A 20,058-nucleotide genomic window follows, 5' to 3' on the forward strand; every position below is an offset into this window, starting at 1 on the left:
TTCCTCTGGGAGATTGCAATATCAGTACCCCTGACAACAAACAGAACCGCAAGAATCAGGAAATCCGTGTGCCGCGCGTCCGCGTGATCGGCAGCGACGGAGAAATGATCGGCGTGTTGTCGCGCGACGAAGCGCTGTCCATGGCTGAAGATGAAGGCCTGGACCTGGTCGAAATCCAGCCGCAGGCCGATCCGCCGGTCTGCAAGATCATGGACTTCGGCAAGTTCAAGTTCGAAGCGCAGAAAAAGGCCAGCGAGGCCAAGAAGAAGAACAAGCAGGTCGAGATCAAGGAAGTGAAGTTCCGTCCGGTCACGGACGAGGGCGACTACCAGATCAAGCTGCGCAAGATGCGCGGTTTCCTCGAAGAGGGCGACAAGATCAAGGTCAACATCCGTTTCCGTGGCCGTGAGATGAGCCACCAGGAACTGGGTCGTGAAATGGCCAACCGGATCGAGGCCGATCTGGGCGAGGACATCGTCATCGAATCCCGTCCGCGCCTGGAAGGGCGCCAGATGGTGATGATGATCGCGCCGAAGAAGAAGTAAGGCGCCCTGCCGCATCCCTGCAAAGCCGAGCCCGTGCTCGGCTTTCTTCGTCGGCCCGGTCTCGGGCCGGTGTGAGATGGGGTGTGCGCCGTCGCCAGGCATGTGGCCATCCAACTCCCCGCCGATCAAAGGTTTGCATCGGCCGGGAAGGGCGGGCATAATGGGCGGCCCGGTTCGCCGGGTGCTGTTTTCTTTGCTTTAATTGAACGCGGCAACAGGACCGGCCCACTCCCTCGGGGAGGCAGGGCTTGAAGCAGGCAAGGGCACGGACGGAAAGTGTGGCGAAGCCACCGCCCTGGTCAGTAAAAAAACATCATCAAGGACATAGCAATGCCCAAGATCAAGACCAACCGGGCGGCGGCCAAGCGTTTCCGCAAGACCGCGTCCGGCAAGTACAAGTGCGGCCACGCAAATCGTAGCCACATCCTCACCAAGAAGGCGACCAAGCGGAAGCGCAATCTGCGTCAGACGGGCCATGTCCGTGCAGAAGACGCAGGCCGTCTGGATCGCATGCTTCCCTACCTCTGAGGACTGACACATGGCACGAGTTAAGCGTGGCGTACAGGCGCGTCGCCGCCACAAGAAAATCCTGACCCTGGCGAAGGGTTACTACAACGCTCGCCGCAAGGTCTTCCGCGTTGCCAAGCAGGCGGTCATCAAGGCGCAGCAGTACGCCTACATCGGCCGCAAGCAGAAGAAGCGCAACTTCCGCTCGCTGTGGATCACCCGCATCAATGCGGCTGCCCGCATCAACGGCATGAGCTACAGCCGCTTCATGAACGGCCTGCTGAAGGCTGGCATCACCCTGGACCGCAAGGTCCTGGCTGACATCGCCGTGCACGACGCAGCCGGCTTTGCAGCGCTGGCCGAGAAGGCCAAGGGCGCGCTGGCGGCATAAGTCCTTCCCGATGCCGTAACCGTTCACTCGGAACGGTGTCAGGTCAAGGCAATGCATGGGGAAGGGCGCAAGTCCTTCCCCATCTTTTTTTTTGGGTCCCGGCCGGCCACGGTGGCCGCACGGGAACGACGGTGGCGACAGGGGTCGGCCCTTCGCGCATCGCGATGGCAGATCGACTGGAGTTCCGGCCCCCCATGAGCGACATCCAATCCCTCACCACCCAGGCGCTGGCCGATGTGGCCGCCGCGCAGAGCCCCGACGTGCTCGAGCAGCTGCGCGTGGCTCTGCTTGGCAAGAGCGGCACCATCACATCGCAGCTCAAGCAGCTCGGCGCCCTCCCGGCAGACGAGCGCAAGGCCGCCGGTGAAGCCATCAACCAGGCCCGTGATGCGCTGACCCGCGCACTGGGCGAGCGCAAGGCGCTACTGGAAGACGCAGCACTGGATGCGCGCCTCGCGGCTGAAGCCATCGACGTCACCCTGCCGGGGCGCAGCGCCGAGCGCGCAGGCCTGCATCCGATCACCCGCACCCTGGAACGCATCACCGGCATCTTCGGCCGGCTGGGCTACGAGCTTTCGGAAGGGCCGGAGATCGAGGACGACTGGCACAACTTCGAGGCGCTGAACTTCCCGCCGCACCATCCGGCGCGCGCCATGCACGACACCTTCTACTTCGGCGATGGCCGCCTGCTGCGCACGCATACCTCCGGCGTGCAGGTGCGCTACATGGGCGACCACGCGCCGCCGCTGCGCATGATCGCCGCCGGCAAGGTGTACCGCAGCGACAGTGACCAGACCCACTCCCCGATGTTCCATCAGGTCGAAGGCCTGCTGGTGGACGAGCACTCGACGTTCGCAGACCTGAAGGGCACCCTGGCCGAGTTCGTGCGCGCCTTCTTCGAGCGTGATTTCGAAATGCGTTTCCGCCCCAGCTACTTCCCGTTCGTCGAGCCTGGCGCGGAAGTGGACATTGCCTGGCAGCAGCCCGATGGCAGCACCCGCTGGCTGGAGGTGCTCGGCTGCGGCATGGTCCACCCGAACGTGTTGCGCAATGTCGGCATCGATCCGGAGCGATACACGGGCTTCGCCTTCGGCATGGGCGTGGAGCGTTTCGCGATGCTGCGCTATGGGGTCAACGACCTGCGCGCATTCTTCGAGAACGACGTGCGGTTCCTGAAACAGTTCGCGTAAGCCTCAACCATGCAGAGCCGGGCCATGCTCGGCTGCATTTCTGGATGGACGCCTCCTTGCGCATGCGCTGGGCGACCACAAATACCGTAACGGGAGGCAGGCCTCCCACCAGGGTGACACCATGAAATTCTCCGAAAACTGGCTGCGCAGCCACGTCCCGACCGACGCCTCCCGCGATGAGCTGAGCGCGGTGCTGACTGCCATCGGCCTGGAAGTGGAAGACGTGACCGCATTGGGCCAGGGCCTCGATCACGTGGTCGTGGCGCGCATCGTCGAAGCCGTGCGCCATCCCGAAGCCGATCGCCTGCAGGTGTGCAGGGTCGATGCCGGGCAGGGCGAGCTGCTGCAGATCGTCTGTGGTGCGCCGAACGCGCGCCCGGGGCTGGTCGCGCCGCTGGCGATGGTGGGCGCGCAGATCGGTGAACTGAAGATCAAGCCGGCCAGGCTGCGTGGCGTCGAGTCCAACGGCATGCTGTGCTCGGCCAAGGAACTGGGCCTGGACAACGATGCGTCCGGGCTGCTGGAACTGCCGGAGGACGCACCGGTCGGCCAGCCCCTGGTTGAGTACCTCGGCCTGCCGGACGCCAGCATCGAGATCAAGCTGACCCCGAACCGCGCCGACTGCTTCAGCATCCGCGGCATCGCCTACGACGTCGCTGCTGCGACCCGCAGCGGCGTGCTGGATTTCGCCGCTGCGCCGGTTGCTGCGGGCGGCACGCGCGAACTGTCGATCAGGCTCGATGCCGGCGCCGAAGCGCCGCGCTACCTGGGGCGAGTCATCGAAGGCGTCAATGCCGCTGCGAAGACCCCGTTGTGGATGGCCGAGCGCCTGCGCCGCAGTGGCGTGCGCCCGGTCTCGCTGCTGGTCGACATTACCCAGTACGTGATGCTGGAGCTGGGCCAGCCGATGCACGCGTATGACCTTGGCACCCTGCAGGGCAGCATCGCCGTGCGCCGCTCGCGTGCGGGCGAAGGCCTGAAGCTGCTGGATGGCCGCGATGTCACGCTGGACGACAGTTTCCTGGTGGTGGCCGATGCCGATCGTGCCGTGGGCCTGGCCGGCATGATGGGGGGCTTCGACACCCGCGTCACCGACGGCACGACGGCAGTGTTCCTGGAGGCCGCGCACTTCGCGCCAGCGGCGATCATGGGGCGTGGTCGCAAGCTGGGCCTGCACACCGATGCCGGCCATCGCTTCGAACGTGGCGTCGATCCGGCGCTGCCGCGCACCGCCATCGAGTACGCCACCCGCCTGGTGCTGGAGCTGGCGGGAGGCACGCCGTCGCCGGTCACGGAGGCCGTGCGCGAAGCCGACCTGCCGCGGCCGGCCACGATCACCCTGCGACGGGCCCGCGTCACCCGCGTGCTCGGCATCACCATTGAAGACGCCGAAGTCGAGCGCATCCTGCGTGCGCTGGGCATGGAGGTGGCCGCTGCCACCGACGGCTGGCAGGTCATCGCGCCGAGCCGCCGCTTCGACATTGCCATCGAAGAAGACCTGATCGAAGAGCTCGCCCGCATCCACGGTTACGAGCAGATCCCGACCACGCTGCCGGGCGGTGCCTCGCGCGTGGCGATGCCGAGCGAGAGCCAGCTGGACGCGGTGAGCGTGCGTCGCCAGCTGATCGCGCGCGACCTGCAGGAAACCGTCAATTTCGCCTTCGTCGACGATGCGCTGCTGGCCCAGTGGCAGCTGCGGGATGGCCTGGTGCCGCTGGCCAATCCGCTGTCGGCCGAACTGGCGGTGATGCGCCCCTCGCTGCTGCCCGGCCTGGTCGCCACGCTGGGCCGCAATGCGGCGCGCCAGCTGAGCCGGGTGCGGCTGTTCGAGATGGGCCGCGTGTTCGCCCAGCAGGCCGGCGATGGCCAGCCGGCGCCGCTGGAAACCCCGCGCGTGGCTGCAGCGGTCTGCGGTGATGCACAGGCAGTGCAATGGGGCCTGCCGGCCCGCAAGGTCGATTTCCATGACCTGAAGGGCGACCTGGAATCGCTGGCGGCTGCCAGCGGCGCGCAACTGGAGTTCCGACCGTCGACCCGTGCCTATGGCCACCCGGCGCGTTCGGCCGAGGTGTTCCGTGACGGCGCGGCGATCGGCTGGATCGGCCAGGTCCACCCGCGCCTGGCCAAGGCGATGGACATCGAGGCCGACGTCTATGCTTTCGAGCTGGACCTGGAACCATTGACCGCCCGCTGCCTGCCGCGTGCCGGCGAGCTGTCGCGCTTCCCGGCGGTGCGCCGCGACCTGGCCTTCCTGGTCCCTGAACAGGTGGCCTGGGCCGATCTGGCGGCAACCGTCCGCCAGGCCGCCGGCCCGCTGCTGCGCGACCTGAACCTGTTCGATCGCTATGTCGGGCAGGGCGTTGAGCCGGGATTCAAGAGTCTCGCTATGGGCTTGATTTTGCAGGACAAGTCGCGCACTCTGACGGACCGCGACGTGGATGCGGTGGTGGCCGGGGCGGTCACTGCCATCGAGCGTGAACACCACGCCCGGATCCGCGGCTGAGCGGGCAGCACTCGGGGGTAGCAGGCAATGGCATTGACCAAGGCGGAGATGGCGGAAAAACTGTTCGACGAAGTCGGTCTGAACAAGCGCGAAGCCAAGGAATTCGTCGACGCATTTTTCGATGTGCTGCGTGAAGCATTGGAACAGGGACGCCAGGTGAAGCTGTCGGGCTTCGGTAATTTCGACCTGAGGCGCAAGAACCAGCGCCCGGGCCGCAATCCCAAGACCGGCGAGGAAATTCCGATTTCCGCCCGTACGGTGGTCACCTTCCGTCCGGGCCAGAAGCTCAAGGAGAGGGTGGAAGCTTATGCTGGATCCGGGCAGTAACCGCGAACTACCGCCGATTCCGGCCAAGCGCTACTTCACCATTGGTGAGGTCAGCGAGCTGTGCGACGTCAAGCCACACGTCCTGCGCTACTGGGAGACCGAGTTTCCCAGCCTTGAGCCAGCCAAGCGCCGGGGCAACCGCCGCTATTACCAGCGCCATGACGTGCTGATGGTGCGGCAGATCCGCAGCCTGCTCTACGAACAGGGCTACACCATCGGTGGCGCACGCCTGCGTCTGGACGGTCCCGATGCGCGCGAGGAATCGGCGCTGAGCAACCAGATCATCAAGCAGGTGCGCATGGAACTGGAAGAAGTGCTGCAGTTGCTGCGTCGCTGATCCCATTTCTCTCGTAATCCGCTATACTTCACGGCCCGCCACACGGGCGGGTACATCGCAGCATCAGTCGGGGCGTAGCGCAGCCTGGTAGCGCATCTGCCTGGGGGGCAGAGGGTCGTCGGTTCGAATCCGGCCGTCCCGACCAAAAGCAGCGATAGAACAAGGGCTTGCACCATACGGTGCAGGCCCTTTTTCGTTGTGGTCACTACGTGTCCACTATTCCACCACTATCGCGGCAGCGCGATACCCGTGGTGACCGGCTGCCAGGGCGCTTCGTGGCCACCCAGATAATGCTCGGTCATCGATGCGTTTCCGTGTCCCATGAGCGCCTGAATCTGCTCCGTGGTCCAGCCCGCATCGCGCAGCAGCGCGCCGCCCAAGCTGCGGATCTCGTGGAAGGTTGGCGGTGCGTCCCCCGTGATGCCGGCGGCATCGCGTGCTGCGGCGAATGCACGTGACAGCTGCTCGGGCAGCACCTGCGTGTGGTGCTTGCGCGTCTTGGCGCGCTTGTCGCTGGGCCTCGCTTTCTCCGGCAGCCGGTGAATCACGAACGGCGAAGCCACATCATCCTTGCACCGCTTGAGCAGGTCCGCCAGCGGGCCGGCGGCGGCGATCTGTAGCCGAACGTTCGTCGAGCCCTCGGTTTTCGAAGGCACCACCCACAGGTGGCCATCGCGCACGTCGGTGAACTTCACCGTCACCACGTCCTCGCGGCGCAGCAGCGTCACCAGCGACAGGTCCATCGCGTTGCGCAGCCACGGCGCGGCCTGGTCCCATATTGCCCGGTACACGTCGAGGGTCAGGCGCACGCGCTTCCGCTCGTGCTGGAACCGGCGAGTCGCCAGCGCGGGGTTGGTATCTATCCAGCCCTCCTCCACGGCGCAGGCCAGGATCCAGCCCAGCACCAGCCGGAACTGCTGCCGCGCACGGTCGGATTCGGTCACCTCGCGGATGAAGGTGGCGCACACCTTCACCGTCACGTCGGCTACTGGCTTCGAGCCCAGCCCGGCCTCAATGCGGCGGATGACGCTTTCGTAGACCTCGGCCGTCTTCGGTGCCCACTTCCTCCCGGGCACGTCATCGCGGCGGAACACAACGATCGCATCGGCAACCGTCTCGCCGGGCGTCAGCACCTTCGATACCAGGTCGTTGCTGGGCATCAGCATGGCGTTGAGCTTCTTGGCCGCGGCGAAGGCCTTGGCCTTGTCCTTGCCCATCGAATGCTCTTTGCGCGTGATCGGGTGCCGGTACTTGAAACCGTCCCGGTGGGCGTACAGGTTCTGCGGCCAGTCTCGGCGGCCGGGCTTGCGGACACGTCCCATCATGGCAGGTTACGCCGCATCGGCCAGGACGCGCGCCACGAGATCGTCGCCGCCGGCGAGCCATTCGTGTTCGTCGATGAACCAGGTGCCGCCGACCTTGCGGCCGGGCAGCTTGCCCTCGCGCAACAGCCGCTGCAGAACCTGCAGGGACGGGCGGCTGCCCTCTTCAAAGTAGCGGTCCAGCCACCGCTCGGGGGTCATCAGTTGCATGCTGGTCTCCTTCAGTTCGTGGCCAGCGCAGCGCGCAGCTGCTCGGTGGCCTGGTAAATCTGGCCGCGCAGGCGCAGTACCTCAGCGCGCAGGCGGATCACTTCATCGGCCGCGACCACCAGCTGCTCGCGCAGCACGTCCTTGGCCGGCTGCTTCATGCGGCGCGGTTCGCGGGGGAAAAGCTGCGCGTTCATGCGAACAGGTCCAGTTGGGCCGGCAGCGCCGGAGATGGGGCGGGCACTGCTGATCGTTCAACGGCGATCAGATGCAGCAGGCGCGCGCGATTCGCGGCGGCCAGGTCCATGCAGTGCCAGAACGGCGGATCCATCAGGCCGCCATTTCCTGGGCCATGCAAGCGTACGCGCCGCGCGAGTGCCAGGTGCTGCCGCATGAAGATCAGCAACCTGTGCCGGGCGAGCGGGAAGCCAGCGGCGATCATCGGAACATCTCCAACTGCTGCGGGACGGCCGGACGACGGATTTCGTAAGGGTTGGGATCTCGCTCGTTGAGCAGGTCCTGGGCGATATGGAAGTGGTAGCCGCGACCGTTCATGTCGGTGATGCAGACCATCGGGAAGTAGCAGACCGCGATGGCCCCGGAGCAGAACAGGTAGTAGCCGCGACCACACGGCGCGCGGCCGGCCTCGGTGCTGCTGTCCAGCATGTCGCGCGTCCAGCCGGCGGCGATCCGGACGGCTACCGCGTTCGATGCGATCTCCCATGCTTCGTCTCGGTCCATGATCCGCGAGGACACCATGCCCATGGTGCGCAGCGCGGCGTCCATGTCGCCGGCAGCGAGCGCCTGAAGCGCCTGGCCGCGGGCCTCCCACAGACGAGCATCCTGGGGAGCGATCGAGTCGAGCTCGACGCCGGACATGCTGGCCAGCTGCCGGCCGACCTCGCGGTGGTCGATTGCCTCAGCCATGAGCGCACCTCCGCCAGCACCAGCGCAGCCCATTGCGCGCGGCGCGGCATGCGCGGCTGATCGCCCACAGGGTGGCGATGCCGGCCGCAAACCCGACCAGGGCGAACACGTGGACCATTGCAGCGGTGAGCAGCTGGTCAGCCATGGGCGTCTGCCTCCTGCAGCTTCTGGGTTGCCGCAAGCAGGGACACCTTGGTGAAGGCGATGCCCGTGGCCTTGGAAATAGCCATCAGCGTCGTAAGGCGCGGGTTGAAGCTCTTGCCGTGTTCCAACTCGAAGACGGCGACAGGCGACACTCCAGAGAGCTGTGCGAACTTCGACAGGGAGTAGCGGTTGTCCTTCCGCCACTGCCTGAGCCACTGGCCGAAAGGACCGGTAGCAGCCTTGGTCATGGCGTACTCCTTTGACCGTTGATGTTCGGCCACAGGTGGGCGAGCTGATGCAACGCTTCGACACTTTCCAACACCAGCAGCTGTCGGCCGTCCATCAGCCCAACGACTGCTGGCCGGTGGCCATGTCCGTCGCAGGACCAAAGGGTCCGTAGGCCGCCTGCATTGAGGGCGCGCACCAGGTCAACAACGCCCGGATCGCACCACACCGTGGGCTTGTCGGTCGCGTCACGCTCGATCACGACCATGGCCGCCTCGCGGCTGTTCTCCGGCATTGCTGGAGGAATGAACTGGCTCATTTGCCCACCGCCTGGCTGTCGATCAGGGCCATTAGTTCGCCCGCACAGAATCGTGCGTCTTCACCACCAATCCGCATCCACTTCTCCGCCAGTTGGCGCGCCGCACCCAGGTCCACGGCCTGCGCGGGCTGGTACGCTTCGGCCGCGTCAATGGCGTTCTGCCACGGGCAGTTGGCGCTGCTGTGCTCGCCGATATCCGCGCCAGTGATCCGCGCGAGGTGGCCGGCCAGGTCGTCGGCTACTTCGTGGTAGCGGTCGCGCTGGTCGATGGCCTCGCCGAGTGCGCGGTCCAAGCCGTCCAGATAGACCTGAGCGGGCTGCTGCGCGGGCGGGGCGGCGTAGACACCGACCAAGCGATGCGGCGCGCCGCCATCGTGAAGCGGCCCATTGATAAAATCGTTCATTTCCTGCCGCGCGGCTTGGCCTGCGTTGCCGTCATCGGCCGACATGCCGAATTCGACGATCCCGTCTTTGTCCACGGCGAGCCAGTAGGCCACCGGCTCCCCCACCGGCTGGCGGGCGGCGAGTGCGGCGATAGCTGCATCCAGTGCCTGCTTCTGATTGACCGATGGGACGAGCCGCCGCAGTTCTGCCAGCTCTTCAATGAAGAGCACATTCTGACCATCCGGGGAGGGCTGGGCGGAGAGGGCGGCTTTGCCTTCTTCCCACGCTTCGTAAAGAGTGCGCCGGTAGGCCGGGTCTACCTCATGGCCGCAGGTATCGATTTCGGCAAGCATCAGGCCGGCCGCGCCGACCAGCTTCGCCAGTACCAGCTGATCCCCCAGCCTCACCCTCCCGCCGGGCTTCACGTCCGCCAGGGTCTTGTTGGTATTCATGCAACCTCCTGCAGTTGGGAGGCCTGTTCGGCCTCGATCAGGGCATAGCCGATGGCGTCGACCTTCGCGGCCAGGTCTTTGCGCATCTGGCGCAGCGCCATGGCGATGAAGCGGCGGTGATCGGTCAGGGCGAACTGCCGCATGCTGATGTGCAGCGCGCCCCGCAGGTCGCGGCGGAACAGGCGGTAGGTGAGGACGTGGCCGCCCAGCACCTTGTCGATGGACCGGCCCCAGGCGAAGCCCTCGGTGCGCTTCGGCAGTCGGCGGTTGTAGCGGTGGTGGGTCATGGGGTGCGCTCCATCGCGTCCAGCAGGTAGTCTGCATAGGCGACGGCGGTTTCTGCGCCTTCGCGCGGCACGCCTGCGTGATCCCACCCGCCGGCCAACAGGCCTTGTAGCGCCATCGCGGCGATCAGTTCGCGCTTCGTCAGGCCCGAGGCGGCACCGGGCGCCAGGCCAGCACTGCTGGGTGCGTGTGCGGCGCCGAGGGTATTCACCAGCGGCACGACAGGCATATCTCCGTTCTTCATCGTTGCGACTCCTGATGTGCCAGCAGCGGCCAACGGGTGCGGCGCTGCCAGCTTTGGGTGAGGTGGTTCAGTTCGACCTGCAGCGGATCGCGGCGCAGGGGGCGCAGCGGGTCGTGCAGGCGGCGCTCGGTGTTCCGGCAGGGCGCGCACGCGGCGGTGGCCTTGCCGTTGATCAGGGGGAAGAACCGCAGCGGCAGCCGGGCCGCGCACTTCGTGCAGGTCTTCATGCCGGCGGATCTCCGCGCAGGCCTTCCCAGGTGAGCGGGAACGGGCCACGCTTCAGCCTGGCGGCGGCCATCTTCTTGGACAGGCCCAGCGCTTCGGCTACTTCCATGGTCGTGACGCGCTTCCCCTCGATCACGTGGTCGAACTGGCGGGCGCGGTTGTTGCCGCCGCGCTTCGTGCCGACGTGGGGATAGTCGTAGTTGAGGCCCCTCATGCGGCCACCTCAGCTCGATAGTTGGCCGGAAGGTGTTCCTCTGCGAAGGCCAGGTAGTCCAGCGCCAGCTGCATGCAGTCGTCGTGCAGGCCGGGGTAGCGGGTGACCTCCAGCAGTTGCGGTGCCGAGACGCGATACTCCAGTTCGCCTACCTCCTTCAGCTCGAACACGTTCCAGCGGAAGACGTCTGCGCCGAACAGGTCCAGGTAGTACCGCCACTGGTAACCAGCCAGATACCGCTCGGCATCGAACCGGCTGGTGGTCTTGTGGTCGTCCACGCGCTTACCGTCGAGGCAATCCACCTTGCCGGTCACGGTCAGGTGGCCGTACTCGCCATAGGCGCGGACCTCGCGGATCGTCGGCAGTACCAGCTCGCAGTCCGGCAGGTGGAAGGTGTGATCCATCGCCTGCAGCACTTCGTAGTCGCCCGGCACAGCGTGCTCCAGAGCATCGTGGAACGCGGTACCGGCCAGCATCGCCTTGGTGGGCCGATCCACGGTGATGTAGCGCACCAGGTCTGCCACCGGCTGGTCGTCGGCGTCCCGCCACTTCCGGAACGCCTCGATGTTGGACACGCGGGCCAGCACGGTCAGGCTGCCTTCGGCGAGACGTAGCCGCCGCTGGCCTTGTCGGCAATCAAACCGAGCGCCGTGGCGCGGTCGTGCACCAGCACCTTTACCGACCGGGGCAGGTCGCCTGCATCCTTGATCAGTCCATTGATGCCGTCCGCGTCCTCCACGTCAGCCAGCTGCGTGCGCCACTTCTCCAGCAGCGCTTGCGCCTGGCGCTGCTCCTCGGTGAGAGCGTTGAGACGATCCTTGATCTGCTGGATCACACTGGCCAGAAACTGAGGGTCGCGATCCGGGTGCGGAACTTCAAGCGGTTGCAGCTGCCCCGGGTTCTTGCCGAACTGCGAGTCGGTCGGGCTGAAGTTGAGCATGCGCTTGCCATCGCGGATCGACAGCCGGCCCATGGCATCCGCCGCCTTGTAGATCTCGCCCTTGCTGCCGCCCTGGACGTCCAGACGCTCAATGATCTCGTCGCCGTTGCGCTGCTCGTCCATGTGGGCGATCAGCACCACGTCCTTGCCCAGGCTGTTGAGGTGCTTCAGCCATGCCACGAACTCGGCCTTCAGTTGGCCGAAGCCCTGCAGCGTCAGCGAGCCGCCCCGGCCCATCTTCGGATTGCGGCGGATGATGTCCGGGGTCAGCGTGTCGAGCGCGCGGCCGGCCGTGTCGACCACCACCGTGTTGAAGTCGGCCAGGTCGTCGGCGGTGATGTGCGCCACGTCTTCCCAGCGCTCCACCTGCACGGTGTCCTTGCGGTTGGCCGAGCGGTGGGCCCCCCGGTCGAAGTCCAGCAGCAGCGGCTTGTCGGCGGTGAACGAAATGGACGTCTTGCCCAGGCCGGGCGCGGCATAGATGCAGACGTTCAGTCGGGTGACCGTGATCGGGTCGGTGGAGCGGATGATGCGCAGTGCCATGGTTAGAACTCCCGTTGGCGTGGTGTTGAGGAATGGATGCCGGCGTCGTGGAATCCAGGCCGGCGCGGGGCCCGTGAGGGCGGGGGAATTCGTTACGCGGCGAGGTCTTCCTGCTGCGCGGCAGCGCTCGGCGGCGTGAGGGTCAGGCGCACCTGACCGCGGCGCCATGCAGAGATCAGCTCGGCGTCTTCGTCCTCGTCCAGCAGCACCGAGACGGTGAAGCCCATGGCCACGCTGCCGCCTTCGAGCGGCTTCCAGGTGATCTTTTTCACCTTGGCGTCGGCGAAGAACACCGGCTCGATGTGGTCCATCAGGGAGCCGATCGACAGCTCGTAGCCTTCGAACTTGCCGGTGATGTCCTGCTCGCCCAGCAGCGGCAGATTGAGCGCCACCAGGTCCGTGCTGCCTTCCATCGGCAGGTTCTGCTGCTGGCCCTTGTCGGCCTTCTTCCAGAACGCCGGCAGGATGGCCGGGTCGATGGTGTTGAGGATCGTGTTCGGAGCGTTCAGCGAGAACTTCAGGTCAGCAGCGGCCGCGTCTTCGTCGCCGTGCTTTTCCTTCCGCAGGTTCAGATGCGAGAACACCGCATCGTGTTGATCGAGTTGGAACATCGGTGGTGCCTCTCGTAGGAGCCGGCCGCGCCGGCGGGAAGTCAGGACCAGGACCACGCCAGCGGCCAGCACATGGCGGCTGCGAGCGCGGCGGTGATGGCGTAGCAGGCGAGGAAGGCGGCGAAGTCGCGCCAGCTGCGGCAGCCGATGGCGGTCAGAAAGCGCATGCGTCCTCCGATTCGAAGGCGGCCAGAGCCGCAAGGAGGCGCTCGTCTGCCATGACCTGGTCTGTGAGGTCGCGGGCTGCAAGGGAAGCGCGGGCGGCGGACCGCAACTCGATCAGCGGTGCGCGCATCGAGCGCAGCTCCGCCAGCAGGATGCGTGCGTGTTCTGCCATGCGGTCCGCGGTGATCTGCCTACCGCCGTGCTTGGCCGCCGCCTTGTCGGCCTGCTTGCCGTAGCGTGCGGCGCGGTCCGCCCGGTCCCGCAACTGGCGGTCCAACACGGCCAGGACATCCACACCGCGGCTCACGACAGCACCGCCTGCAGCAGTACGGTGGCCAGCACGCCCAGGCAGAACGACAGGGCATTCGCTACGACGGTGGCGACCACGTGGTGCCTATGCTCGCGTTCGGCGGCGGTCATGCGGCGTCCTCCATGTGCCCGGCCTCGAAATTCTTCATTGAGGCGTCCACGCGGCGGGACATGTCGCGGACCAGCTCATCCAGCTCGCGGAAGTGGGGCAACAAGTAGGCCGGGACCTCCTGCGACAGGAGGTGGGTCATCACGTGCCGAGCCTGGCTCAGCTTCTCGACCAGCGGGGCGACGTCGCCCTCGCGCTCCAGCTCCGCCGCCACGTGATCACAGGCGAACTGGAAGGCCTCGTCGTTCGGTTCGGCCGGTGCGCGGCCGTCATGGCTGCGCTGTGCTGCGCGGGCCAAGTCGTTTGCGTTGCGGACTGCCATGGGTGACCCCGTCAGATGGCCCGGGTGGGCCGACGGGAATCATTTAAACACCACGTTTATACAAAAGTCAACACGACGTTTAATTCGTCCGTGTAAAATTTCGGCGCGGGCAGCAAAAAGCCCCGCCGGGGCGGGGCTTCATTTGGAGCTAAGGGGCAACTCACAAGGACCAGTAGTTCCCCAATTGGATCTTGCGGAGCATGGCATGGTGGATCATGCACTCCAGGTACTGAGAGGTGGCGCCGGATCCTGTGACCGCAGCCTGTTTCGTTTCGCAGTCCTGGGCCCGAAATGCTGTCCACGTGGCCTGGGCTTTCTTCAGGCGATTCGCGATTTCCGGTCTTGCCGTGTCACCTGCCATCTTCAGCTCTGCCGCGACCAGCGCGTCCTGCCGAACAAGTTCTTGGGACATGCAGTGGCCTGTTTCTACTTGGCTGGTGGTTCCCCGAATGCACGCCCGAAACTCCGGAGTCAGATCATCCACCGCCTGTGCGTGGACGCATGCGGCACTGCTGGCGAGAGCTACTGCAACAAGCAATCTAGTGATGTTCATGGTCGTCCTTAGTTGAACCGCTCGATCCTGTTTCGCAGGTACACCTTCCCGCCAATCAAAGTGCCATCTGGCATTGGGAAGGGTTCGCCGTAGCTCTTGTTGTCGCTGGCGACATGGATCACACCCCTGTCCAGCAGCCGTTTGATCTGCTGGCCGTTTCCCATGTTGATCAGGTAGATGCCATCACCGTCGAATGAGGTGATTCCGGTATCCACCACCACCGCATCTCCTGGTTGAATCACGGGTTGCATGGAGTCTCCGTTACCCGTGATCAGCCTCAACCGACCTGGTGCTGGCACGAATCCCACGATGCTCCGGATGTAGCCGGGTTCGAAATCGATAGCCCGGATCACCTCCGGGTAGTCGACGTTTTCCACTGCCTCGCCCATGCCTGCCTCCGCGTCCAGTTGCTGAACGCGAACATAGTCACAGGGTGTCGCAGAACTGGAGACCGGCGAGGGGCCACCGATCAGCATCGGCGGTTGGGCTTCAAGGATCCAAGTGGAGCTGATGCCGAGCATCTGCTGCGCTTTGTTAGCGCCAGCGGCAGACACTCCGGTCGCACGGCTCTCCCAGTTCTTCAGCGTTTGCGGCGACTGGCCCAAGGCGCGCGCTACAGCCGACTGGCCTCGGATGGGCGAGTCGAGGTGAGCAGCGGCGGCATAGAGCCGTTTCATCGAAGGGTGCATTTCAGCCATAGGGCATTGTCCTGCGGCTAAACATGGCGTTGTTACACGCCGTGTTGACTGTGCAATAAACATGGCGTTTAATCCTTGGCATGAACCAGCCAACGACGACCATGCACAAGGATTCCGAGCTGATCGACCAGCTCGGTGGCCCAGCCGAAGTGGCCCGACGACTGGGCTTCGCGATGCCCAAGGGCACCCAACGAGTACAGAACTGGAAGTACCGGGGCATTCCCCCATACACGCGAGTCACCCGAACCGATGTGTTCGGTCCGGCGCCGACTGATATTGAGCAGCAAACCCCGGAAACCGGGGCCGCCGCCTGACATGTCTTCCGAACTGGCTACTGCAGGTTGCCAATGGCTCGGGCGAGGGAGGCCAGTTCCTTCTTCGCGACGGACGGGCCTGCGTATGCGGCTGCTTCTCGCAATTGCGCCTGAACCACGGCGGCTGCGGGGGATCCGGGAATGAGTCCCTTGCTCACGATCACCAGCATTTCCTCCAGGGCTTCGGTCCTCGCCTCGGTGTGCCGCAGGCGCAGTTCCAGCTTCTTGTTCTCGTACATGGGTAGTTCCTTGATCGGTTGGGTGGGCGTTGCACCACGACCGTACCGAGGGCAGGGGAGGCGTCAACGGACGGCCCTCCTGACGGGGAAGGGGATCACCACGCTGGGTGCACCGGGCGGCTTCGGCACCGGCTTCCGCGTAGGCCTGGCCTCAACCGTGTCCCCGACCCGCTTCACCACAAACAGCTTTCCGCACATGGGCGTGAGCGTCAGTACGTCGGCCAAGGCCGGCTGAGTCTTTTTCACAGGCTGCACTCCGATTGGGGGTGCGGCCATTTTCAGAACCAGCGTGGGGAACTGTGGGGAACACGTCGTTCCCATGCTTCCCCAAGACCCACAGAGAGGCAGATATGCGACACCTCAACATCACGTATCAGGGTGGCCTAACCCACACATCCAGGAGCCTGCGCGAGCTGATGCAGATCCAGGTGCACAACAACGGCGGAGTGGTCGCCGTGGCCGGCAAGGTGGACCTTTCCCCGTCGAAGCTGTCGGAGAAGCTCGCTGGCGGCGATGGGGGGGGCCGGCAGCGTTGCCTGACCATCGACGAGTTCGAGCGCTACGTGAAGGAGACCGGCGATGTCACGCCGATTCACTACCTGATCGAGAAGTACCTGACCTGCCCGCAGGCCCAGCACGCAGAGGCCATTGCCCAGTTCACCAACCTGGCCAAAGCCATGGCGCCGCTCGCCCAAAGCCTGGGGATCAAGTGGCCATGAACGCCAACACCATCAACTTGGCCGACGTGCAGCGCGAACGCCGCATCCGCGAGTTGGCTGCAGCCATGAGGGTTGCCCGATCCTGCGGCGACCGCTCGGCCCTGCGGCGCCTGTGGAGCGAGCTGCGCGCTTCGGTGCTGGCCCGTTCCCCGGAGCAGGTTCGGGCTATGGAACAGCGGATGGGGGTGTCCCATGCGTGAGACCTGGACCGATCACAGAGGCCGAGACTGGCCGGTAACGACGATGAAGGGGCGGCTGAAGTTCAAGCTGCCATCCCATGCGGCGCTTCGCGCCTATGTCTTCCACCGCGACGGGTATCGCTGCCAGCGGTGCAGTGCCAAGGCCGTAGATGTGCCGGCCGACTATGACGGTCGCTATGCACTGCTGACCGATACCAAGGTGCAGGCTCGTCGCGTCTCCATGCAGTGGTCAGACGTTCTGATTCTGGATCACGTTCTGACACTGAAGGCCGGTGGTCGCAACCATCCGGACAACCTGCAGGCGCTCTGCGAGACCTGCAACAAGAAGAAGCAGCGAGAGGACCGGCTCGCCACCTTGCACGCTGCAGGAATGAGGGCTCCCTGATGGCTCGGATCCGTACTGTGAAGCCTGAACTGGCGGCTCACGAAGAAATGTTCGACTTGGAGCAGGACACAGGCATGCCTATGCGGTTTGCCTGGGTGATGCTATTCACTGTTGCCGACCGGGAAGGCCGGTTCGCTTGGCGGCCCAGGACGATCAAGGCCCAGACCTTGCCGCACGACATGGTCGACTTTGCACGCGTGCTCGACGCGTGGCTCACGCGTGGTTTCATCGTCAAATACCGTGTCGGAAACGAGTGGTTTGGATGGATTCCGACGTTCACCAAGCACCAGGTGATCAACAACCGAGAAGCGTCCTCGGATCTGCCCGGAATCGATCATGCGGATGAAGTAGTTTCCAGCGATTCCAATGACTTGCACGCGTGCGGCACGCGTCAGAAACGCGTGGACGACGCGAGCTGCACGCGTGAAGTGCATGCACAAGCGGAAGGAAGGAAGGAAGGAAGGGAAGGGAAGGGAACGGAAAGGAAGGAAAACAACTCTTGCGCTGCGCCGGCCGAGCCGGCTCCGGCCGCTGACCTGCTGCCAGCGGAGCCCGCTTCGCCAGTCGCCGTCAGCTTCCTGCTGAACGACGGGAAGGACTTCGAGATCACCGAGGCCCAGGTCCGCGAGTTCGCCGAGCTGTATCCGGCCATCGATGTGCTGCAGCAGCTGAGAGCGGTGAAGGCCTGGACGATCGCGAATCCGAAGAACAGGAAGACCCGAAGCGGCGCGATGCGGTTCGTGAACTCCTGGCTGAGCCGCGCGCAGAACCAAGCGCCGACCCGGCACGGTTCGAGCCCGGCTCCGCAAAAGGGCGCTCTGCCGAGGCTCAGCGCATGACGACCGTCGAAGATAACCACCGCTCCGCCATTCACCAGGTCGAGCGCCAGGTGCTGCACACCGCCATGTGCCGCCCCTCCAGTATCGCCGACATGCCGCTGCAGCCGGCGCACTTCGGCAGCGAGGCCCACGGCCAGCTGTGGGAGTTGATCCGCAGCATGGACGCCGGCGGCAAGCCCGTGGACCCGGTGACGCTCTCGGACGTTGCCGACCGCATGGGCAGCCCGCGCCTGAGTGAGCTGGCGATGCTGATCGGCGCCGACCGCGATCTGTATCCCAGCAGCCAGCCGGCCTACCAATCATCGGTGCTGGTCGCTGCGTGGCGCGACCGCGAGGCGCTGGCCATCGCCAGAGAACTGGAGGCAGGTGCGCAAGCTCGGCAGGAGGACGCAGTGGATGCGGCCATCCAGCGGCTGATGACGCTGCACGCCGCTGACCGGAGCTACGAACACACCTCGCAGTCGGCGCTGGACGCTGCCGTCGCCCAGGCCATGGAAGCACAGCGCAACGGCGGCAAGTTGATCGGCGTCTCCACCGGCATCTTCGACCTGGACGAAGCGTTGGGAGGCTTCCACGACAGCGACCTGATCGTCGTTGGCGCGCGGCCGGCGATGGGCAAGACAGGCTTCCTTCTGGGCGCCACTGCCGCCGGCGCGAAAGGTGGAGCAGTTGGCCTGATCTCCGGGGAGCAACCCGCCGATCAGGTTGGCCTGCGCTGGCTGGCCGCCGGCTCTGGAGTCAACGTTGGCCGCCTTCGCGCGGGCAAGTTCCGTCACGACGACATCGGCTCGCTGCTGCAGGCGGCGGAGCAGTACGGCGCACTGCCAGTACGCATCCTCGACCGGCCTTCACCGGACATCATCGAGGTTGTGCGCGAGGCGCGCCGTTGGAAGCACCAGTTGGGGATACGCGCGCTTTACGTGGACTACCTGCAGCGCATCGAGATTGCATCGATGTCGCGCGCGCCAAAGCACCAGCAGGTGGGCAGCATCGCCCGCAGCCTGAAAAACCTTGCGCGTGACCTTCGCATCCCCGTCATCGCGCTGGCCCAGGTGAATCGCGACGCCGACGGCGAGCGCCCACAAATGAAGCATCTGGCCGACAGCTCGGAGATCGAGAAGGAAGCGGACCAGATCATGATGCTGTGGCGTGATCTGTCGAATCCGCAGGCCGAGCGGTCGCCGGCAGAGATCAACGTGGTGAAGAACCGCCACGGCAATATCGGTGTGGTGCCGGTGACCTGGCACGGCGGTTCGACGTCGTTCGTGAACCGCAGCGCTGCCGACGAGCTGGGGGAAGTCGCATGACCCTGACCAATGCAGCGAGGAAGATCCGCGCCAAGCGTGCGCGCCGGCCGATCTACCTGGTGGTGGCGAAGCTGATCGATCCGGCCACCGGGGAGCTGGTGGGCGCCCTGGTACCGGCCCATGAGGTCGACCAGCGCCTGATGCGCGAGCGGAAGTTCCGCGTGGGCCGGGAGATCCGCGGGGAGCTGAAGCAGCCGCGCGACAGCAGCCAGCACCGGCTGATCCACAAGATCGGGCACCTGATGATCGACAACGTAGAAGGCTGGGAGCAGCTGGACGCCCACGACGCTGTGAAGCGCCTGCAGCTGGACGCGGACGTGTGCTGCGAAACGGTGGAGATGGACGCGACGCCAGTCATCGCCGCGGTGCTGGATGCCTGCGAGGCGCTGCTGGGTGCAGGCGCCCGCAGGGTGCTGGCCGGCGTGCTGCCGGAGATCCGCACCATCCCGGTCAAGCGCGCAGAGAGCCTGTCATTCGACGAGATGGAACAGGCCCGGTTCCAGGAGCTTTTCGACGGCCTGACCGAGTACATCGGCCGCCGGTACACCCACGTGATGCTCGACGACGTGCGCGCCGAGTTCTGGGACATGGCTGGACAGAACAGGAGGGTTGCTTGATGGACGCCATCGAGAAGCGGGCGCTTGATTTGCTTTGCGGTGAAATCGACCTCGACCCCGAGGACTACGACGAGGGCGAAAGGATCGAGGCAGGAGAGGCTCTGCGCGCCATCATAGCCGCCCTCACGCCGCCCGAGGGCTACGTGCTGGTGCCGGTGTTGCCCACCTACGAGATGGCCGAAGCGATGGAGGTGAAGTGGGAGAGCGGTGAGGGGTTCCCTTGGCGATATGCCGCCATGCTCGCCGCTCGCCCGGAGGTGAAGCCGTGATGCCGTCGCTTGGCTTCCGACCGCTGTGGATGGGTTTGCCTCCATCGATGTGGCCGTACTACTTCGCACAGGAGCGGCTCAGAGAACAGACGGAACGTCACTCCCGAGGAACTGCTGGTGAGGCGATGAGCCGACTCCGTCAGGTGGTGGCGATGGACCGCGAGACATGCC

The 20,058-nt window shown here is 65.3% G+C and carries 37 protein-coding genes and 1 tRNA gene; 16 read left to right on the forward strand and 22 right to left on the reverse strand.

Annotated features, from left to right (window positions below):
- Positions 1-5: 5 nt before the first annotated feature.
- From infC to A9K58_RS00200, 8 genes are all read left to right on the forward strand, one after another.
- Positions 6-545 carry a translation initiation factor IF-3 gene (gene infC, locus A9K58_RS00165; protein WP_081283944.1) on the forward strand — a complete coding sequence of 180 codons (540 nt, stop codon included), beginning with the start codon at positions 6-8 and terminating at the stop codon, positions 543-545.
- 330 nt (positions 546-875) lie between these two features.
- A complete protein-coding gene (gene rpmI, locus A9K58_RS00170; protein WP_005410436.1) occupies positions 876-1,073 on the forward strand; it encodes a 50S ribosomal protein L35 in 198 nt (65 codons plus the stop codon).
- A gap of 10 nt (positions 1,074-1,083) precedes the next feature.
- The gene (gene rplT / locus A9K58_RS00175; RefSeq protein WP_017157120.1) at positions 1,084-1,443 is read left to right on the forward strand and encodes a 50S ribosomal protein L20; all 360 of its coding nucleotides are present in this window, start codon (positions 1,084-1,086) and stop codon (positions 1,441-1,443) included.
- Positions 1,444-1,637: 194 nt separating this feature from the next.
- Positions 1,638-2,633 carry a phenylalanine--tRNA ligase subunit alpha gene (pheS, locus tag A9K58_RS00180; RefSeq protein ID WP_065197407.1) on the forward strand — a complete coding sequence of 332 codons (996 nt, stop codon included), beginning with the start codon at positions 1,638-1,640 and terminating at the stop codon, positions 2,631-2,633.
- A 121-nt stretch (positions 2,634-2,754) separates the two neighbouring features.
- The gene (gene pheT, locus A9K58_RS00185; RefSeq protein ID WP_065197408.1) at positions 2,755-5,136 is read left to right on the forward strand and encodes a phenylalanine--tRNA ligase subunit beta; all 2,382 of its coding nucleotides are present in this window, start codon (positions 2,755-2,757) and stop codon (positions 5,134-5,136) included.
- A gap of 27 nt (positions 5,137-5,163) precedes the next feature.
- Complete coding sequence (locus A9K58_RS00190; protein ID WP_005410432.1) at positions 5,164-5,463, forward strand: integration host factor subunit alpha; 300 nt, start codon at positions 5,164-5,166, stop codon at positions 5,461-5,463.
- Positions 5,444-5,800 (forward strand): MerR family transcriptional regulator, encoded by a 357-nt coding sequence (locus A9K58_RS00195; protein ID WP_005410431.1) that lies wholly within the window; start codon positions 5,444-5,446, stop codon positions 5,798-5,800. The genes A9K58_RS00190 and A9K58_RS00195 overlap by 20 nt, the downstream gene beginning before the upstream one ends.
- Positions 5,801-5,868: 68 nt before the next feature.
- Positions 5,869-5,945: transfer RNA gene (locus A9K58_RS00200), tRNA-Pro, on the forward strand.
- An 82-nt stretch (positions 5,946-6,027) separates the two neighbouring features.
- Here the strand turns inward: A9K58_RS00200 and A9K58_RS18880 are convergent.
- The 21 genes from A9K58_RS18880 to A9K58_RS00295 all read right to left on the reverse strand — a co-directional run bounded on the left by A9K58_RS18880 (position 6,028) and on the right by A9K58_RS00295 (position 14,998).
- Positions 6,028-7,125 (reverse strand): tyrosine-type recombinase/integrase, encoded by a 1,098-nt coding sequence (locus tag A9K58_RS18880; protein WP_081283945.1) that lies wholly within the window; start codon positions 7,123-7,125, stop codon positions 6,028-6,030.
- 6 nt (positions 7,126-7,131) lie between these two features.
- Complete coding sequence (locus tag A9K58_RS00210; RefSeq protein ID WP_065197409.1) at positions 7,132-7,332, reverse strand: MerR family transcriptional regulator; 201 nt, start codon at positions 7,330-7,332, stop codon at positions 7,132-7,134.
- Positions 7,333-7,343: 11 nt separating this feature from the next.
- Positions 7,344-7,526, reverse strand: coding sequence for a hypothetical protein (locus tag A9K58_RS00215; protein ID WP_065197410.1), 183 nt, complete (start codon positions 7,524-7,526; stop codon positions 7,344-7,346).
- Complete coding sequence (locus A9K58_RS00220) at positions 7,523-7,771, reverse strand: hypothetical protein (protein ID WP_065197411.1); 249 nt, start codon at positions 7,769-7,771, stop codon at positions 7,523-7,525. Before A9K58_RS00220 ends, A9K58_RS00215 begins: the two co-directional genes overlap by 4 nt.
- Entirely contained in the window at positions 7,768-8,256 is a 489-nt protein-coding gene (locus A9K58_RS00225) for a hypothetical protein (RefSeq protein WP_065197412.1), read from the reverse strand. Before A9K58_RS00225 ends, A9K58_RS00220 begins: the two co-directional genes overlap by 4 nt.
- On the reverse strand, positions 8,249-8,401 hold the full coding sequence (locus A9K58_RS19630) for a hypothetical protein (protein ID WP_196769134.1): 153 nt from the start codon (positions 8,399-8,401) through the stop codon (positions 8,249-8,251). Before A9K58_RS19630 ends, A9K58_RS00225 begins: the two co-directional genes overlap by 8 nt.
- A complete protein-coding gene (locus A9K58_RS00230; RefSeq protein WP_065197413.1) occupies positions 8,394-8,648 on the reverse strand; it encodes a helix-turn-helix domain-containing protein in 255 nt (84 codons plus the stop codon). Before A9K58_RS00230 ends, A9K58_RS19630 begins: the two co-directional genes overlap by 8 nt.
- Positions 8,645-8,944, reverse strand: coding sequence for a hypothetical protein (locus A9K58_RS00235; RefSeq protein ID WP_155760406.1), 300 nt, complete (start codon positions 8,942-8,944; stop codon positions 8,645-8,647). Before A9K58_RS00235 ends, A9K58_RS00230 begins: the two co-directional genes overlap by 4 nt.
- Positions 8,941-9,780 (reverse strand): hypothetical protein, encoded by an 840-nt coding sequence (locus A9K58_RS00240; protein ID WP_065197415.1) that lies wholly within the window; start codon positions 9,778-9,780, stop codon positions 8,941-8,943. Before A9K58_RS00240 ends, A9K58_RS00235 begins: the two co-directional genes overlap by 4 nt.
- Positions 9,777-10,067 carry a hypothetical protein gene (locus tag A9K58_RS00245; protein WP_065197416.1) on the reverse strand — a complete coding sequence of 97 codons (291 nt, stop codon included), beginning with the start codon at positions 10,065-10,067 and terminating at the stop codon, positions 9,777-9,779. Before A9K58_RS00245 ends, A9K58_RS00240 begins: the two co-directional genes overlap by 4 nt.
- Entirely contained in the window at positions 10,064-10,309 is a 246-nt protein-coding gene (locus A9K58_RS00250; RefSeq protein ID WP_065197417.1) for a hypothetical protein, read from the reverse strand. Before A9K58_RS00250 ends, A9K58_RS00245 begins: the two co-directional genes overlap by 4 nt.
- The gene (locus tag A9K58_RS00255) at positions 10,306-10,536 is read right to left on the reverse strand and encodes a hypothetical protein (RefSeq protein WP_065197418.1); all 231 of its coding nucleotides are present in this window, start codon (positions 10,534-10,536) and stop codon (positions 10,306-10,308) included. The genes A9K58_RS00250 and A9K58_RS00255 overlap by 4 nt, the downstream gene beginning before the upstream one ends.
- Entirely contained in the window at positions 10,533-10,748 is a 216-nt protein-coding gene (locus A9K58_RS00260) for a hypothetical protein (RefSeq protein ID WP_065197419.1), read from the reverse strand. Before A9K58_RS00260 ends, A9K58_RS00255 begins: the two co-directional genes overlap by 4 nt.
- The gene (locus A9K58_RS00265) at positions 10,745-11,335 is read right to left on the reverse strand and encodes a hypothetical protein (RefSeq protein ID WP_065197420.1); all 591 of its coding nucleotides are present in this window, start codon (positions 11,333-11,335) and stop codon (positions 10,745-10,747) included. The genes A9K58_RS00260 and A9K58_RS00265 overlap by 4 nt, the downstream gene beginning before the upstream one ends.
- Before the next feature lie 2 nt (positions 11,336-11,337).
- Complete coding sequence (locus A9K58_RS00270; RefSeq protein ID WP_065197421.1) at positions 11,338-12,231, reverse strand: ATP-binding protein; 894 nt, start codon at positions 12,229-12,231, stop codon at positions 11,338-11,340.
- Positions 12,232-12,323: 92 nt separating this feature from the next.
- Complete coding sequence (locus A9K58_RS00275; protein ID WP_065197422.1) at positions 12,324-12,842, reverse strand: hypothetical protein; 519 nt, start codon at positions 12,840-12,842, stop codon at positions 12,324-12,326.
- A 41-nt stretch (positions 12,843-12,883) separates the two neighbouring features.
- The gene (locus A9K58_RS20020) at positions 12,884-13,009 is read right to left on the reverse strand and encodes a hypothetical protein (protein WP_265330916.1); all 126 of its coding nucleotides are present in this window, start codon (positions 13,007-13,009) and stop codon (positions 12,884-12,886) included.
- On the reverse strand, positions 12,997-13,314 hold the full coding sequence (locus A9K58_RS00280) for a hypothetical protein (RefSeq protein ID WP_065197423.1): 318 nt from the start codon (positions 13,312-13,314) through the stop codon (positions 12,997-12,999). Before A9K58_RS00280 ends, A9K58_RS20020 begins: the two co-directional genes overlap by 13 nt.
- A gap of 109 nt (positions 13,315-13,423) precedes the next feature.
- Positions 13,424-13,747, reverse strand: coding sequence for a hypothetical protein (locus A9K58_RS00285; protein ID WP_065197424.1), 324 nt, complete (start codon positions 13,745-13,747; stop codon positions 13,424-13,426).
- A gap of 160 nt (positions 13,748-13,907) precedes the next feature.
- Complete coding sequence (locus tag A9K58_RS20025; protein WP_065197425.1) at positions 13,908-14,300, reverse strand: lysozyme inhibitor LprI family protein; 393 nt, start codon at positions 14,298-14,300, stop codon at positions 13,908-13,910.
- 8 nt (positions 14,301-14,308) lie between these two features.
- Positions 14,309-14,998 (reverse strand): LexA family transcriptional regulator, encoded by a 690-nt coding sequence (locus A9K58_RS00295; protein ID WP_231109228.1) that lies wholly within the window; start codon positions 14,996-14,998, stop codon positions 14,309-14,311.
- A gap of 101 nt (positions 14,999-15,099) precedes the next feature.
- Here A9K58_RS00295 and A9K58_RS00300 point away from each other — a divergent pair, with 101 nt between their 5' ends.
- Entirely contained in the window at positions 15,100-15,312 is a 213-nt protein-coding gene (locus A9K58_RS00300) for a hypothetical protein (RefSeq protein ID WP_196769136.1), read from the forward strand.
- 17 nt (positions 15,313-15,329) lie between these two features.
- Here A9K58_RS00300 and A9K58_RS00305 read toward each other — a convergent pair whose 3' ends face one another.
- Positions 15,330-15,551 (reverse strand): hypothetical protein, encoded by a 222-nt coding sequence (locus A9K58_RS00305; protein WP_065197427.1) that lies wholly within the window; start codon positions 15,549-15,551, stop codon positions 15,330-15,332.
- A 350-nt stretch (positions 15,552-15,901) separates the two neighbouring features.
- On the opposite strand from A9K58_RS00305, the gene A9K58_RS00310 reads away from it, so the two are divergent.
- The 7 genes from A9K58_RS00310 to A9K58_RS00340 are packed head-to-tail and all read left to right on the forward strand — an operon-like array spanning position 15,902 to position 19,887.
- On the forward strand, positions 15,902-16,270 hold the full coding sequence (locus A9K58_RS00310; protein WP_065197428.1) for a hypothetical protein: 369 nt from the start codon (positions 15,902-15,904) through the stop codon (positions 16,268-16,270).
- Positions 16,267-16,470 (forward strand): hypothetical protein, encoded by a 204-nt coding sequence (locus A9K58_RS00315; protein WP_065197429.1) that lies wholly within the window; start codon positions 16,267-16,269, stop codon positions 16,468-16,470. Before A9K58_RS00310 ends, A9K58_RS00315 begins: the two co-directional genes overlap by 4 nt.
- Entirely contained in the window at positions 16,463-16,855 is a 393-nt protein-coding gene (locus tag A9K58_RS00320; protein WP_065197430.1) for an HNH endonuclease, read from the forward strand. Before A9K58_RS00315 ends, A9K58_RS00320 begins: the two co-directional genes overlap by 8 nt.
- A 17-nt stretch (positions 16,856-16,872) precedes the next feature.
- Positions 16,873-17,694 (forward strand): hypothetical protein, encoded by an 822-nt coding sequence (locus A9K58_RS00325; RefSeq protein ID WP_155760407.1) that lies wholly within the window; start codon positions 16,873-16,875, stop codon positions 17,692-17,694.
- Positions 17,691-19,001, forward strand: coding sequence for a replicative DNA helicase (locus tag A9K58_RS00330; protein WP_065197432.1), 1,311 nt, complete (start codon positions 17,691-17,693; stop codon positions 18,999-19,001). Before A9K58_RS00325 ends, A9K58_RS00330 begins: the two co-directional genes overlap by 4 nt.
- Positions 18,998-19,618: a hypothetical protein gene (locus A9K58_RS00335; RefSeq protein ID WP_065197433.1), complete on the forward strand. Its 621-nt coding sequence runs from the start codon at positions 18,998-19,000 to the stop codon at positions 19,616-19,618. Before A9K58_RS00330 ends, A9K58_RS00335 begins: the two co-directional genes overlap by 4 nt.
- Entirely contained in the window at positions 19,618-19,887 is a 270-nt protein-coding gene (locus A9K58_RS00340) for a hypothetical protein (RefSeq protein WP_065197434.1), read from the forward strand. Before A9K58_RS00335 ends, A9K58_RS00340 begins: the two co-directional genes overlap by 1 nt.
- Positions 19,888-20,058 lie beyond the last annotated feature (171 nt).

It is taken from the genome of Stenotrophomonas maltophilia (assembly GCF_001676385.1).
GTDB lineage: Bacteria > Pseudomonadota > Gammaproteobacteria > Xanthomonadales > Xanthomonadaceae > Stenotrophomonas > Stenotrophomonas maltophilia_J.